Annotated in this window: 16 protein-coding genes; 6 read left to right on the forward strand and 10 right to left on the reverse strand. The window is 44.2% G+C overall.

The genetic code is table 11. From position 1 onward, the window contains the following. Positions 1–46: 46 nt before the first annotated feature. The 3 genes from L4D09_RS09260 to L4D09_RS09270 all read right to left on the reverse strand — a co-directional run bounded on the left by L4D09_RS09260 (position 47) and on the right by L4D09_RS09270 (position 2414). Positions 47–868, reverse strand: coding sequence for a hypothetical protein (locus tag L4D09_RS09260; RefSeq protein WP_428457214.1), 822 nt, complete (start codon positions 866–868; stop codon positions 47–49). 161 nt (positions 869–1029) lie between these two features. Further along, positions 1030–1656, reverse strand: a complete 627-nt coding sequence (locus tag L4D09_RS09265; RefSeq protein ID WP_428457215.1) for an isochorismatase family protein — start codon at positions 1654–1656, stop codon at positions 1030–1032. Between the two features lie 62 nt (positions 1657–1718). Continuing rightward, entirely contained in the window at positions 1719–2414 is a 696-nt protein-coding gene (locus L4D09_RS09270) for a pirin family protein (protein ID WP_428457216.1), read from the reverse strand. A 140-nt stretch (positions 2415–2554) separates the two neighbouring features. Between L4D09_RS09270 and L4D09_RS09275 the strand changes: the two genes are divergently transcribed. Then, entirely contained in the window at positions 2555–3442 is an 888-nt protein-coding gene (locus tag L4D09_RS09275) for a LysR substrate-binding domain-containing protein (protein ID WP_428457217.1), read from the forward strand. 161 nt (positions 3443–3603) lie between these two features. Then, on the forward strand, positions 3604–3939 hold the full coding sequence (locus L4D09_RS09280) for a hypothetical protein (protein ID WP_428457218.1): 336 nt from the start codon (positions 3604–3606) through the stop codon (positions 3937–3939). Between the two features lie 63 nt (positions 3940–4002). Here L4D09_RS09280 and L4D09_RS09285 read toward each other — a convergent pair whose 3' ends face one another. Together L4D09_RS09285 and L4D09_RS09290 are read right to left on the reverse strand one after the other, a co-directional pair. Next, positions 4003–4194, reverse strand: a complete 192-nt coding sequence (locus L4D09_RS09285; RefSeq protein ID WP_428457219.1) for a hypothetical protein — start codon at positions 4192–4194, stop codon at positions 4003–4005. 155 nt (positions 4195–4349) lie between these two features. Beyond that, positions 4350–4751, reverse strand: coding sequence for a hypothetical protein (locus tag L4D09_RS09290; RefSeq protein ID WP_428457220.1), 402 nt, complete (start codon positions 4749–4751; stop codon positions 4350–4352). Between the two features lie 230 nt (positions 4752–4981). Here L4D09_RS09290 and L4D09_RS09295 point away from each other — a divergent pair, with 230 nt between their 5' ends. Further along, positions 4982–5989 (forward strand): substrate-binding domain-containing protein, encoded by a 1008-nt coding sequence (locus L4D09_RS09295; protein ID WP_428457221.1) that lies wholly within the window; start codon positions 4982–4984, stop codon positions 5987–5989. A 78-nt stretch (positions 5990–6067) separates the two neighbouring features. Here the strand turns inward: L4D09_RS09295 and edd are convergent, their stop codons facing one another. Continuing rightward, entirely contained in the window at positions 6068–7864 is a 1797-nt protein-coding gene (gene edd, locus L4D09_RS09300) for a phosphogluconate dehydratase (protein ID WP_428457222.1), read from the reverse strand. Then, the gene (locus tag L4D09_RS09305; protein ID WP_428457223.1) at positions 7861–8403 is read right to left on the reverse strand and encodes a gluconokinase; all 543 of its coding nucleotides are present in this window, start codon (positions 8401–8403) and stop codon (positions 7861–7863) included. The genes edd and L4D09_RS09305 overlap by 4 nt, the downstream gene beginning before the upstream one ends. Before the next feature lie 212 nt (positions 8404–8615). Between L4D09_RS09305 and L4D09_RS09310 the strand changes: the two genes are divergently transcribed. The 3 genes from L4D09_RS09310 (at position 8616) to ascB (ending at position 12359) form a co-directional block, all read left to right on the forward strand. Next, positions 8616–9233 (forward strand): bifunctional 4-hydroxy-2-oxoglutarate aldolase/2-dehydro-3-deoxy-phosphogluconate aldolase, encoded by a 618-nt coding sequence (locus tag L4D09_RS09310; protein ID WP_428457224.1) that lies wholly within the window; start codon positions 8616–8618, stop codon positions 9231–9233. Positions 9234–9369: 136 nt separating this feature from the next. Further along, on the forward strand, positions 9370–10860 hold the full coding sequence (ascF, locus tag L4D09_RS09315; RefSeq protein ID WP_428457225.1) for a PTS cellobiose/arbutin/salicin transporter subunit IIBC: 1491 nt from the start codon (positions 9370–9372) through the stop codon (positions 10858–10860). 68 nt (positions 10861–10928) lie between these two features. Then, on the forward strand, positions 10929–12359 hold the full coding sequence (gene ascB, locus L4D09_RS09320; RefSeq protein ID WP_428457226.1) for a 6-phospho-beta-glucosidase: 1431 nt from the start codon (positions 10929–10931) through the stop codon (positions 12357–12359). 82 nt (positions 12360–12441) lie between these two features. On the opposite strand, the gene L4D09_RS09325 is transcribed toward ascB, so the two are convergent. From L4D09_RS09325 to L4D09_RS09335, 3 genes are all read right to left on the reverse strand, one after another. Beyond that, complete coding sequence (locus tag L4D09_RS09325) at positions 12442–13185, reverse strand: hypothetical protein (RefSeq protein WP_428457227.1); 744 nt, start codon at positions 13183–13185, stop codon at positions 12442–12444. Positions 13186–13324: 139 nt separating this feature from the next. Then, positions 13325–14239: a D-alanine--D-alanine ligase family protein gene (locus L4D09_RS09330; RefSeq protein ID WP_428457228.1), complete on the reverse strand. Its 915-nt coding sequence runs from the start codon at positions 14237–14239 to the stop codon at positions 13325–13327. A gap of 164 nt (positions 14240–14403) precedes the next feature. Then, the gene (locus tag L4D09_RS09335) at positions 14404–15351 is read right to left on the reverse strand and encodes an endonuclease/exonuclease/phosphatase family protein (RefSeq protein ID WP_428457229.1); all 948 of its coding nucleotides are present in this window, start codon (positions 15349–15351) and stop codon (positions 14404–14406) included. Between the last annotated feature and the right edge of the window lie 82 nt (positions 15352–15433).

A 15433-nucleotide genomic window follows, 5' to 3' on the forward strand; every position in this document is an offset into this window, starting at 1 on the left:
ACGTGTTGGCTATCTAACTGTGAATCGAGCTCATCACTCAATGTCATTATTGGTTAAGGGTAATACGCGAAAGTGGCAGAGGACGGTCTAAATACTGACGGATAATCGCCTTAAGTTCAGGGCTGATAAGCTGCTTGTTAATGAACCAAGCGCCGGAGGAAATGTTACTGGCAATTCGTAGTTTGTAAGGTGCTTGATAGCGGTAGAGCTTTGGGCTGTAAGAGTTAGCGGTGATAATGTCGACCTCTTGCTGGCTAAAGGCATGATGAAGGGCTTTACGGCTCTGGTAATGTTTTATATTGAGACTCTCTATTGATAGCCCCAACTGGCGGAATGTATTGATAGGTATTTGAAAACCAGATTGACTGTAATTGTCGTCAAGTAAGCCAATGCGCTTGGAGATGAAAGTATCTCTGGTGAGTTTGGCTAACGGCTCATGGCTGAGGAAAAAGACATCATAGCTTGGCAATGATTTAATGGACTGGTAATAATCGCTATATTGAGGAGCAAGCCCTGCAAGGTGAGTTTTTCTTCCCCACATGAGTTCGTATTCTTGCTCAAGGATAGCAGCAGGCTCTAGTGTACCTCTTGGGAGCCAGCTTACCGTTATTTGGCTGAATGTGTTTTCTAGCTCGCTAAGCTGGCAAAACTGGTTGGCTAATGACTTTGCCAGCATATGGCTGGGCGCCAGAATGTTGAACGAGTCTCGCCCTTTACTGTTCATTACACAGCTGACTTGATTATATTGGCTTAGCGGTTGGCCACTAAAAGCAATGCGTTTACTGGCAAACAAAAGGCTAGTACTTAGCAAAGTGATGATGAAAATGACAGTCAGTGCATATTGCCATCGGGTTGTTAAAGCAATCATGAGTGTGCCATTAAATATTGAAAATTGAGCCTTTTAGCTAATGTTAGGTACATAGCATGAATATTTAATGACACTGAGAGATAAGGATACATGATGGAGGGTATGCCCCTTTAACTGCATCCACTGTCACTGGCGGTATACACACCGCCAATAATTGGTTGTTACTTCGTTTGTTGGGCCGTGACAAAACTGCTGTATACCCATTGGTATGAGGTATGTTCGGCCAGCACGCTGCCAAGCTCAAGGCCTTTTTCACTGCGCCAGTCGTGCATTAATTCGGCGAGAACGGCAGCCCAAGTGGTCACTTTAACGCCGGCTTGGCTCATTCTCATCATGGCCGCATCTCTCACGGTTTCATTCCATGTGCCTGAAGCATCAATCACAGCGTAGACATCATAGCCGTCGGCCACCGCTGAGATGGCTGGAAACATCAAGCATACGTCAGTCACAATGCCTGCCATGATGATTTTCTTACGTCCAGTCGCTTCAATCGCTCCTTTAAAGTCCTGGTTATCCCACGCATTGATTTCGCCTGGCCGTTCGAGCACGTTGTTGCCGAGGATATCTAAAATATCACTCATGATCGGGCCATTAGGTCCTTGCGGCATACTTGCTGTCACAACGGATGGTAGCTCAAGTACTTTGGCTGTATGACACAATCCGCGGATATTAGCCTGCGTTAAATGCACATCTTGATCACGGCAACTGACTAATAAGCCTGTCTGGTGATCGATCATCGCAAGTACCGCATTATCTGGGGTGAGGCGTTCTGCAAATATATTTGTCATCTTACTGTCTCCATGTGGATGCTGTGCTTAGTGCTTAGTGCTTAGTGCTTAGTGCTTAGTGCTTAGTGCTTAGTTGCCTTCTCTGTTGCGAGTTGAATAATGATCAGCTGACACTCTGTTTCAGCTGTAAAGTTCAACTTAGTTCCACGGATCATTTCATCTGCAATTAACTTTTCGTTGTTGGCCTTGCCTTCACCCTCGACGAGATAGGCAATAAACGGTGCGTTGATTTTAATGGACTGATTTTCTGATAGCCGTGCAGTGTCGATAATCGTACTTGCAGGGAAATCAGCGTGGCTGCTTGTGCCGCCGTAGATACGTGTCATCTCTCCTTGCTGTGGGCGATAGACTTTATAAGCGGCAGGTTGCCCTGTTTGCTCGGGTAATACCCAAAGCTGGATCATGCGGTTAGCACTATCATCGGGGTTAACTTCATTGTGAGAAAACCCTTCACCGCCAGCACGCTGGACTTGAACATCATAGGTGTTGAGATCTTTGCCGTGCCCCAGAGATCCTTGGTGGGCAATGCGGCCTTTTACCATGACTGAAATAACATCAACTTCGTGGTGGCTATGCATATGGGTTTCGCCCTTCGGTAAAAATTGTGCATCAGCCAGATAAACGAAGTTACCCAATCCTGGCCAACTGCCGTCATGGTTTGCTTCTCCCCCAAATGCTTGAGGCGACTTGATCAATCGGTGTTCAGTTAATCCAGCAAATCCACCCAGTGATAATTGTGATTTCTGTAATTTGTCCATTTGTCGTCCCTCTATCTCATTCTTGGTTGTTAGATAAAAGGTTAGCTTGTTGCGCAAATGTGATAAATGGTGTTTTATGGGAATTACTGTTCTATAAATAGAACAGTAAGCAAGTATATGAAGCAGCAGGAGATCAAGCAGTGACACAGAATGTAAATGATATGGTGATATTTGCACGGGTTGTACAGGCTGGTGGTTTTACCGCTGCAGCTGAGATGATTGGCTTACCTAAGTCAAATATCAGTCGCCATGTGTCATCGTTAGAGGAGTCACTCGGAATCAGGTTACTCGAGCGAACAACACGGCGTATTCATTTGACTGACATCGGCCAGATTTACTATCAACATTGCGTGAGGATCATTGAAGAGTCTGAACATGCCGAGCAAGCAGTATTGGCAATGATGTCAGAGCCACAAGGTGTACTTCGAGTCAGCGTGTCAGTAACGACAGGGCAGCAAATCATTGCCCCCGCAATGGCCGGTTTTTTAACCTCTTACCCCAATATCAATGTACAGATGGAATTGACGAACCGCCGTGTGGATATTTTGGAAGAAGGGGTCGATGTAGTGATAAGGGTCGGCAACCTGCCAGACTCTGGACTCGTTTCTCGCTTATTAGGCAAAAGTTACCATCAGTTTTTTACTACAGATACATACCTTAAACAATATGGTGAGCCGAAGGATATCACTGAGCTTTGCGACCATCCTATTTTAATGATGGGGGGAAAGGCCGGTGAACCCCAAACGATGACCTTGCAGCAGGGTAATGTTCAAGAGACTCACACTATTACGCCTTATTGCACGGTTAACGATTTCTCGGCAATTTATCAATTGGCTATAGGAGGAGTAGGGATTGCTTTATTGCCGCACTATATGGGAAAAAAAGAGGGGGTGCGGCGCGTATTACCGGACTGGCAGGCCCCTGCTGTTGAATTCCATGCATTGTTTCCAAGTCACCGCGGGGCAACCCCAAAATTGCGTGTATTTTTAGATTTTCTTAAAACATTGTTTGAAGAACGGATGCGATGAAGGGGTTTTTACCGTTATTAATCGGGTAATGGTTGTGACAATAACGCTGGTTTCGTGCTGATGTATTGACTCAGCCAATGATCCAGTTAGTCTATCTAGGAGCATAAACTCACTTTGACACCGGATTTATTCCGTTAGGTGGTGGAGTAACAAGGACGCGTATGATACGTAATAGCTTGCTGATGATAATTGCATTGCTTTCTTGTGGGCTATCAGCCCAAGAGCGTGCTTTGGGTGAAATTTTTATCGAAGGCTCGCAAGAGAGCCAACGACTAGAATTTATTGGTGAAGGGAACCGCCCTGTACACAATACGATGGTTGACGATAACAGTATTTATCAAAATAAAAACATTTCAGATCCGACTGAATTTGGCACTGGGGTAAAATTCAACGCCACCAAAGATTTCAGTATCTCTGTACAAGCTGGTGGTGAGCTTACGGGCAGTGATACCCTTGAAGTGGATAGCGGTTCGGTGTCGTTTGAATTGAGTTACTGAACTGAGAAAACAAAAAAGCCAGGTTGTTTAACCTAGCTTCTTGTTTTTGACCGCTCAGGTAGATCACTTAGTCTTTTCTGTTTGTTCTTTTTTGAGCTTGCCACACTCGTAAACGGGCATAGCCGTTGTTCCAAGTATTTCACCGTTTTGCATACAGATGATTTGTGGAACTGTGACTGTACTTCCCCCGCTCATTCCTGCCGAAAAAGTAAAGCTAGAGAAAGTGATACAGATTAGCATAAGGAGCTTTTTCATTAATATTCTCCACTTATTGAGCGTTGTGTTAATAGTGGTCAATCAAATTAAAGCGTAGCATTGATTTGCTTTTTTTCATGGTTATAAATAATCACGCGATGAAACTAATCGCACCTTGTTAAGGCTGGCGGAATAGTGCTGTTAGTTTTAATGTCCTAATTGTTTTCATTTATAAAGGCTGGTTGTTCGCTATCCCAGTTTTCGAGAATGAATTCGCGTTTAGCATCGAGCCGTTGTTGGAGAGATTCAACTTGTTGCTCGGTTTGGCTCAGTTGCCTGTAGAGTTCAAATGAAATGGCTTCAAGATCGTTATAACTGAATTCATTGTCAGTATTGGTAATATCGAGCGGAGCTTGTGGTTCAAGAACTATCTGTGGCGGAGAGGTGACTAAAGCACGCTTTTTTTTCTCTTCTTTAATATGATCGAAAAGGAAAAAAGTCATAATAAAAAAAATGAGTAAGGCTGAGGTCGCGTAGATTATTTTTAATTGTCCACGTTCTTTTACGGCCAATAAGATTAACAAGCCACATACGATCACTAACAGTATCAGTACCATTCCTTTGTCACCCGACTATTAATAAAACTATCAATTCGTGATCTTTATACCATAAGTGTATATTTTAAAAGCTATTATRATGAAAATAGTTGACGGATCTCTCGAAAGTTAACGTTCGGGGGACTTTTTGAACTCGTAGGCTGAAAAGGTCTTAAGTTGTTCTGTGTGATTTAGTAGTGGTATGTTACTGTAACATTTTACGGTAACTCGCAGTTAATTAGCTTATAGCCATGACTCAAGAACAGAAAAAAACGCGTCCAACCCTCCAAGATATTGCAGATCGCATTGGTATCACCAAAATGACGGTGAGTCGTTATATGCGTAACCCCGAGTCAGTGTCGGCGAATACACGTGACAAAATAGCCGTAGTGGTAGAAGAGCTTGGCTACATTCAAAATCGGGCACCAGCCATGCTATCGAAATCATCAAGTAAGGCTATCGGTGTTTTATTACCGTCACTGTCAAACCAAGTGTTTTCCAGTTTTGCTCAAGGTATTGAGGCAGTTACGAATGACAGAGGCTATGAAACGCTTATCGCACACTTCAGCTACAGCGAAGAAGTTGAAGAACGTAAAATCGCTTCTTTGCTTTCATATCAAGTCGATGGTCTTATTCTAACGGGTACAGCCCATACTGAACGAACGCTACAGATGATCAAAATGGCAGGTATTCCTGTGGTTGAGGCGATGGAGTTACCCAAAAAACCGATTGATATGGTGGTTGGGCTTGATCATGTTGATGCGGCTTATTCCGCTGTTAAGGCGATGATTAAAAAGGGTAAAAAGCACATTTCTTATTTTGGGGCACGCTTAGATACTCGAACCCAGCTACGTATGGAAGGTTATGATAAAGCGATGACCGAGGCTGGATTAGAAAAATATCATATTCTGACCCATGAGCACTCTAGTTTCACGCTTGGCGGGGAATTACTAAGCCGTGCTTTGGCTGAATGCCCAGAACTGGATGGTGTCTTTTGCACCAATGATGATATCGCAATTGGTACGATACTAGCGTGTAACGAGCGAGGGATTCGAATTCCTGAAACACTCAGTGTGGTGGGTTATAACGCCTTAGATATCGGACAAGCGATCACGCCACGTTTAACCAGTATTTATACACCACGTTATCAAATCGGAGAGAAGAGTGCTGAGTTGTTGCTGTCGGCAATTGAAGGTGAGCGCAAAACACGGAACGTTTATGATCTTGGATTTACTATTACCCGTGGCGAGAGTTTATAACCTGTAAACGCTAGAGCAAGGTGCCGAGTTGCTTTTACTAGAAAGAGCAATACAGCGGCACCTTAATAAGCGGCTGGATTAAAAAATAAAGCTTGCCCCAGTATCTGCGCTAGAAACGTTATCGCGCATGACTTTGAAGATATCCCTTCCCCAAGTAATTTGATCTGCTTCGGTATCGATCTGGCGACCTGAGCGACTATCTAGATCCGCAGATACGCAAAGTTCGCCAGTACGGCAGTCTAGCGTAATGATATCGCCATCTTGAATTTTACCGATAGCCCCACCACGTAACGCTTCTGGAGAAACATGGATGGCAGCAGGGATCTTACCTGATGCACCAGACAATCGACCATCAGTCACAAGCGCAACTTGGTGACCTGCTTTTTGAATGTTACCTAAAATTGGCATTAACTTGTGCAGCTCAGGCATGCCGTTGGCGGCTGGGCCATTATGGCTAACCACAACGATACAATCTTGATTTAGCTCGCCATTTTGATACGCCGTTTCTACATCATGCTGAGACAAAAAGACTTTCGCCGGTGCCTCTATAAACTGATGAGCTTTATCGACAGCTGATACTTTGACAACCGCTTTGCCTATATTGCCGGTTAGAACTTTTGTACCACCGGTTTGATTGAAGCTTTGATTTTTAGCCGCAATTACCTCGGGATCTGCAGTGCCTGAAGAGGCTTGCCATAATAGCTCGTCGTTCTTGAGTGTAGGCAGACAAAGTTGGTCGTTAAACTCACCAAAAACCGTCTTAACGCTACTGTTCAGCAATGCTCTATCATGCAGTTGGCACATTAGGGCGGGTACACCGCCTGCCTGTTCAAACGCGTTAATATCGGCAGGACCGTTCGGGTACATTTTCGCAAGCAATGGCACGACGTCCGACAGATCGCTCATGTCATCCCATGTCAGGATCAATCCACCCGCACGGGCGATAGCTATCATATGGATAGTATGGTTAGTACTGCCACCAGAGGCGAGAAGTGCCACCAAGCCATTGACTAGGTTCTCAGCCGTAAAGATATCAGCCAATGGACGGTAGTTAGCACTGCCTTCAGACATTGCCGCTAGCTGTAAAGCAGCATATTCAGTCAGTTTTAGTCGTAACGCTGTATGTGGCGCTACAAATGCGGAGCCGGGTAGCATCAGGCCCATTGCTTCGAAAACGAGCTGGTTGGTATTCGCCGTACCATAGAAGGTACACGTACCGCCGGAGTGGTAAGCTTGGCATTCCATCTCTAGTAATGCCTCTTTGCCGACTTCACCTGCAACGTATTTTTGTCTGACTGAAACTTTTTCTTCATTGCTTATTCCTGTTGGCATTGGGCCTGCAGGAATAAATGCTGTTGGCAGATGCGCGTAGCTCAATGCGCCCATTAGTTGACCCGGAGCGATTTTATCGCAAATACCGAGCAATAACGTTGCATCAAACACATTGTGGCTTAGAGAAAATGCTGTCGATTGGGCGATTAAATCGCGAGAAAATAGCGACATATCCATACCTGGCTGACCTTGGGTAACACCATCACACATGGCAGGTACACAACCGGCAATTTGTGCGGTATGTCCGTAAGGTTTTAGCGCTGTTTTAATTTGGTCGGGGTAGTGCTTATACAACTGATGTGCGCTGAGCATATCGTTGTATGAAGAGATAATGGCAAGGTTTGAGCGGGTGAAATCGAGGATTTTGAGCTTTTCTTCTTGGCCTGAAGCCGCAACCGCATGTGCTAAGTTACCGCAAGATAGGCTTGTACGCCCTTTCCCTTGCTTAGCTTGTTGTGCAATTTTATCTTCAAAACTTTTACGTAATTCGGCACTGCGTTGCTTTATCCGCAATGTAACTTCGCTAATTATCGGATGTGTCATGCCACTGTCTCCTGACCACTTAGTTGATCGGCTGTTGATGGTGTAAGAGCAATAACGGCTTGCTCGATAACTGCATCAATACCTTGATCAATACTGATAGTAATAACGTCTGGCTCACCGGTTGGTGATTCCAACACCGCGAATTGGCTATTGATCATGTTTTCCTTCATGAAATGACCATTGCGAAGGCGCATACGATCCAAAATGAGTTCAGGGCTGCCTTCAAGATATAAAAATGCGAGATTGTTATTACCGTTACGAATTTGTTCTCGGTAACATTTCTTTAATGCTGAGCAAACAATGACACCAGTTTCGTTTTTGCTTTCAATACTGAATGCTGCATCGCGGATACGTTCAAGCCAAGGTCGACGGTCATCATCGTTCAGCGGCTCACCTTTAGCCATTTTTAGAATGTTTGCTTTAGGGTGAAGGTCATCCCCATCAATGAATTTAGCGCCAATACTCATTGCTAACTGGTGGCCTATGGTGCTTTTTCCGGATGCAGACACCCCCATCACAATAATGCTTTTCCCCAACATTTAAGCTCCTTGAATCTTTTTCTGATCTGGATCTCATTTTTCAGATGATCTTCAAATTCGGGTTTATTTTACTAACGTTACTGGTAACATGTTACCCGTAACTTGAGTGGTTGTGAACCTCTCAAAAAAGATTTCATAAAAAACACCATATTTAGCGCTACCAGTATTGCTCATATTTTGCTGTAGGAAGTGTTATGAAGAGGGGGAGAAAAATGGGACAAACAATCGAAAGCAAGCTGAAGGCGCTAAAAATAGTACCTGTGATTGCGATTAAAAATGCAGAAAGTGCACAACCATTGGCAAAAGTATTGGTGGAAAATGGGTTGCCTTGCGCCGAGATTACTTTTCGCACAGAGGCAGCGGCAGAATCTATTCGCCTGATGCGTGAAGCATATCCAGACATGCTGATTGGTGCTGGCACTGTGCTGACAATAGAGCAGGTCGACCAAGCTATTTTGGCGGGTGCTGACTTTATTGTGAGCCCAGGTCTTAACCCTGTCACTGTTGAGTATTGCTTGGCGAAAAATATTGCGGTCATTCCCGGCGTAAACAACCCAAGTTTGGTTGAGCAAGCAATGTCGCTTGGCTTGAAAACAGTGAAGTTCTTCCCGGCGGAGCCCTCGGGTGGCATTGGCATGCTTAAAGCGCTGTCTGCGGTATACCCGGTGGAGTTTATGCCAACAGGGGGCATTAGCCCGGTTAATGCAAATGACTACCTTGCGCTTGAGAAAGTTGTGGCATGTGGCGGTACATGGATGGTGCCAAATAATTTAATTGATCAGGGTGACTGGCAAGCCATTGGTCAGTTGGTCAGTGAAATCAATAAGTAAAAAATAAACCAAATTTTTGTCATCAGTACTTACATTGTTATTTACATTTTTACTGATGACATTTTAAGCAAAATATAAGGGAATAGGCGCCGCTTAAGTTTGCAGCCATTCTCCACGATATCCAGGAGTTGAGAAAATGTCGAAAGATTACAGCACTGTTGCCCGCTCGATAGTCAAGAAACTGGGTGGTGCAGACAACGTTGTTGCATTAACCCATTGTATGACGCGTTTGCGCTTTGTACTAAAGGATGAAGCAAAGGTTGATGCTTCTGCTCTAAAGGCGATTAAAGGTGTCATGGGTGTTGTTCATAATGGTGACCAGTGTCAGGTGATCATTGGTAACAATGTATCTTATGCTTATAAAGAAGTGATGAACCTATGCCGTTTAGATGGTGGCAACACCGCTGATGCGCCTGCTGCGAAAAAAGTGAAGCTGACACCGAAAGTTATCGGCGCCAAAATGCTTGATGCACTTGTTGGTACCATGTCGCCATTGATCCCTGCGATTATCGGTGGCTCGATGGTTAAATTGGCTGCCATGCTGCTACTTATGTTCAACATTTATGAAGCCGATCACTCAACAATTATCCTGTTGAATACGATTGGTGACGGTGCCTTCTACTTCCTACCTATTATGGTGGCAGCATCCGCTTCGATTAAATTCAAAACCAATATGTCGATTGCGATCGGTATCGCCGGTGTGTTGGTACACCCAAACTTTGTCGATTTGATGGCGCAAGCGGCGGACGGACGTCAGGTTGATTTGTTCGGCATTCCAATCACTTCTGTACGTTACACCTATACCGTTATTCCTGTGCTGATCATGACTTGGATCCTGTCGTACATCGAGCGTTGGGTTGATAGCATTACTCCAGCGGTGACCAAGAACTTCTTGAAACCGATGCTTATCGTGTTAATTGCGGCACCTATTGGTATCGTGTTGGTTGGCCCTATGGGTATTTGGATCGGTACTGCACTTTCTACGCTGGTATACACTATCCACGGTACATTAGGCTGGTTGGCTGTTGCGATCATGGGCGCTTTATGGCCGCTATTGGTTCTAACTGGCATGCACCGCGTATTTACTCCAACTATTATCCAAACAATTGCTGAAACGGGTACCGAGGCAATGGTAATGCCGTCTGAAATCGGTGCAAACATCGGTATGGGTGGTGCATGTTTGGCCGTTGCTTGGAAAACCAAGAATATTGCGCTGAAACAAACGTCGATGGCGGCGGGTGCATCAGCACTGATGGCTGGTATCTCAGAGCCTGCACTATACGGTGTATTAGTTCGCCTGAAACGTCCATTGATTGCGACACTTATTACGGGCTTTATCGTTGGTGGCTTAGCGGGTATGGCGGGCATTGCCAGTCACTCAATGGCAGCACCGAGCCTATTCACCAGTGTGCAGTTTATTGACGTGAACGATCCGATGAGCCTAGTGTGGGTATTGGGTCTGATGGCACTGTCAGTTGTTTTATCTTTCGTATTGACCTTACTGCTTGGCTTTGAAGATATCCCTGAAGATGAGGATGAATCAAACCCAACGGCAGCAAAAGAAGCCGCTGATAAAGAAACTGAATCAAATGAAATTCCTGCACCAGCAAAACCTGCAATTGCCTAGTGTTGCTGTCTAACTAATAAATTTAAGCCACCTCTCATAGGGGTGGCTTTGTTACAAAGAGGTATAACATGTCTGATATTAGGTTCCCGGAAGGTTTTTTGTGGGGCGGCGCAATTGCCGCTAACCAGTCTGAAGGTGCTCACCTTGCTGGTGGAAAGGGGCTGACGACGGTTGATATGATCCCGTACGGTGAAAACCGCATGCCAATTAAACTGGGTCAACGAGATTCGGTTGAACTTGATCCTAATGAATACTACCCAAGCCACCAAGCAATTGATTTCTATCACCGTTACAAAGAAGATATTGCCATGCTGGCAGAGATGGGCTTTAAGGTGTTTCGCATGTCGATTGCTTGGAGCCGAATCTTTCCAAAGGGTGATGAAGAAACGCCAAATCAAGCGGGTCTCGATTTTTACCGCGAGGTATTTGAAGAGTGTAAGAAATACGGTATTGAGCCTTTAGTGACACTCTGTCACTTTGATGTACCAATGCACCTTGTCAACGAGTACGGCTCTTGGCGTAACCGTAAGATGATCAGCTTCTTTGAGCGTTATGCGCGTACCTGTTTTGAAGCCTTTGATGGCTTGGTGAAATACTGGCTGACATTCAATGAAATTAATATTTTATTGGCAAGCCCGTTTTCGGGAGCGGGTATCTTGTTCCAAGAGGGCGAGAATAAAGATCAGGTTAAATATCAGGCTGCTCACCACGAGTTGGTTGCAAGTGCACTGGTGACAAAGATTGCCCATGAAATTAACCCTGATAACCAAGTAGGCTGTATGCTCGCTGGTGGTAACTTCTATCCGTATTCTTGTAAGCCGGAAGATGTATTTACCGCGATGCAAAAAGATCGTGAAAACCTATTTTTCATTGATGTTCAGTCGCGTGGTTATTACCCGTCTTATGCGCAGAAAGTATTTAATGATAAGAATGTCGTACTTGATATTCATGAAGAAGATCATGACATTCTAAAGCACACCGTTGATTTCATTTCGTTTAGTTACTACGCATCTCGTTGCGCTTCTGCCGATATGAATGAAGGTAATACCAGCGAAGCAAATGTGGTGAAGTCGATTAAAAATCCACATCTAGCTGCCAGTGATTGGGGTTGGGTTATCGACCCTCAGGGCCTGCGTATTACGATGAATACGTTATATGACCGCTATCAAAAGCCGCTTTTTTTGGTTGAAAATGGTTTGGGCGCAAAAGATGTTGTTGAGGCGAACGGCGAGATCATCGACGACTATCGAATTGATTACCTGCGTGAGCATATTGAGGCGATGAAAGATGCAATCGGCGACGGTATTCCATTGATGGGTTACACGCCATGGGGTTGTATTGATTTGGTCGCAGCATCGACGGGTGAAATGAGCAAACGTTATGGCTTCATTTATGTTGACCGCGATAACGAAGGCAACGGTAGTTTGGATCGTACCCCCAAAAAATCCTTCTACTGGTATAAAAAAGTCATTGCGAGCAATGGCGAAGATCTCATTTAAATGTGTTCTGTTGTCTGAGGGGTAGCTCTGACAGTTTTGCCGGTAAGCCTCTGCTTACCGGCTTTTTTATCTCTATTGAATGTTAGCTGATAGGCTCAAGCGCCCAAAACATCAGTCCAGTAACCAGTGGGATATTAAGATGACTAAAGTCGAATTTATTTGTGAGGTATGTCGGTGGGATATCTTTGCTGAGATTGGTTTGACCATCAATGAAGATGACTTCACCATTGATCTTCTCTGCATAAATGTAATGGCTGTTGTCACGAATAAGCTCATCCATTAGCCCTATTCCCACAACGAAGCGGGTACCATCTTGATATTGCTTCATCGCCTTCCAACCATCCGATGCTTTAACTTCTGTCTGATCAAGCTTAAACCACTGGCTGCCGTTGGGTGTTGCCAAAGAGAGTTGAGTTTGCGGTGCTTTTATCGAAAGGTATTCTGAAATCCCGATAAGCTGCTGCTCTACCGTTGGGCTATAGCTTCCCCAGAAGTGGTATTGGGTGTCAGGTATCAGTTGTTCAGCATCCAGCGCAGTATTTGCGGTTGTTTGTCGTGTTGCCATTCCTGTCGCATTCAATGAGCAGTTAGATAGCATGCGACTTTGATTACCCGTAATGACGGCCGTATTGATCATGCTACCGATACTATTACTGATACTTGTAACATCGGGTAAAAATTCTGAATGAGATTGATTAAACTCAGTGTTGTAGCTTTCTACTGCAGACTTGATGGTTGGTATACGTGAATCTTCGATTTCCGTATGCACTAAGGCATTTGCATTAAAAGATAAAATAGAAATCATTGATATTGCCAGCTTTTTCATGCTTTTAGTTCCCTTAAAATCATAATTAAGCATGAAAGTATAATCTATGTGAATATATATTTTGAAAATATACCTTTTGGGTATGAGGTTGTTTCCATAATGGCGCGTTCGCACCATTATGGTCAAAGGTGGGGGTGGTTTATTTCACTTCATCGTATGAAGCGGTATCAAGTAGCTTAGCGATGGTATCCTCAAAGCTCATCCCGACTTCTTTTGTTGCCATCGGGAATACGCTGCGCGTCGTCATGCCCGGCACGGTATTCATTTCGATTAGGTGTACTTCTCCGGCATCATCAAGGAAGGTATCAACGCGACCCCAGCCCCGGCAGCCAAGTACTTGGTAGGCTTTGAGTGCAGCCTGCTGCATTTTTTGTTCTTGTTCCGCGGTCAGGTCTGACGGGCAGTGGTAGGTTGCAGTTTGATTACCGAATTTTGCATCCCAGTCGAAGAAGCTATCAGACTTGATCTGTACCGCAGGTAAAGGTTTTCCATCTAAAATCGCACAAGTGTACTCACGACCAGTAATAAAAGTTTCTACCAGAATATTGTCATCGTATTCAAAGGCGGTAATTAAGGCATGGAAGAGGCTGTCGGGGGTGTCTGCCTTTGTTATGCCAATACTACAGCCTTGATTTAAAGGTTTTACGATAACAGGGTACGTAAGGTTACTAAGTGTGGCTTTGATGGAATCTGCTGGGGTGTGTTTATTCACTTGGATCCAATCAGCGGTATTTAGGCCATTCGCTTTCCAGATTTCTTTGGTTTTATGCTTATTCTGTGATGTTGATGAAGCAAGTAGACCACTGCCTGTATATGGAATTTTGAGCAGATCAAGCAAAGCTTGTATATGTCCACTCTCACCCATGCCACCATGCAGTGCAATGAATACTTTATCTAAATTAAAGAAACCTTGAAGGGTAATATCAATATGCCGAGGATCAATTTTGATTGCCTCGTGGCCTAATGACTCGATAGCGTCGGCGATACACATTCCTGACTTAAGAGAAACCTCTCGCTCACTGGAGTCACCTCCATATAAAACACCAATTCTCATGTTATCTACCAATGTAATTTGTTGTATTTTTATATAAAACAAAGAGAATAGCATGGTGTGGGATATATTCATTATCTGTATTGTAAATTAGGCTGTTATTGGCTTTTTTTATGCTAAACGTCTTGTTTTTGATGTTATTGTGAGCGAATTTGTGGTGTGACCAATTATAAATTAAGTGTTGCTTTTATTGGGCAGTGATCAGAGGTATTAAAGTGACTGACTGAGTTCGGTTGAAATTCATGCTGTTTAAAAGAGCCGCTTACCATCATTGATTTGGTTGTTGAACCCATAATCATGTGATCGATAAACTGGCGGTAGTTATGCGTAAACCAGCGTTTTTTATGTCTGCTATAACGGCGCACCGTACAATTACTTTTCTGGCCAGATGTCGCTGCGTAGAGTGTTAATCCAAACGGGAAGCCATCATTAAGTTCTCGCCAAAGCCAATCGTTAGGGGCGGTTAAGTAGCGATTGAAGTCACCAAGCACTATGAACGGTTGTTTTTCCTTATAGCGTTTTTCGACCCAGTGCTCAATTGCCTCAAACTGTTGCTTCAGTTGCTTGCAGTTTTTTTTCCGTGATTTGGCAGAAAAGCAGCCACTTTTGAGGTGAACGGTCAATAGTCTAAGGCGTGGTTGCCGTGTGTTATCGAGCAGGGTGATGTCAACGCCGTAACGCAGATAATGCTGTTTAGTGGTATCGAGAGCGATAAGATCAGGGTTTCGGTAATAGGCGATGTGTGGTCTGATGGCGAATCCGACATATTGTTCCCAACGAATGCCTGAGCGACTGGGTTTGGAATGTGCTTGGCGTGTTGAAAGTTCAATACGGTAACGGCTATTCGATAGGCTGTCATTGTCCACGTCCATGACTAATAATAACGACTGTTCATCAGCCACTTCTTGGAAAGCAATAACGTCGGCATCAAGTTGCTTTACAGTGTTTGCCATTGCTTGATAGTCAGCCGTTCGGCGTAGTGACTCTGGACGTTCAGATTGACTATCAAGCCAGCGCATATTCCACGATGCCACTGTTACCGTATTTGCCAGCGTTGACGAATAGGGTGTGAATATAAGTACAACCAATACGAAGTAATGCAAAATATGAGTCACAACAGAAAATTTTTTGCATATTGATGGCTAATTATAATCAGCGCAGCTTTCGTGAGTGTTTTTTAATGTCATCTCACTGTAA

It is taken from the genome of Photobacterium makurazakiensis (genome assembly GCF_050336715.1).
Taxonomy (GTDB): Bacteria; Pseudomonadota; Gammaproteobacteria; order Enterobacterales; family Vibrionaceae; genus Photobacterium; species Photobacterium makurazakiensis.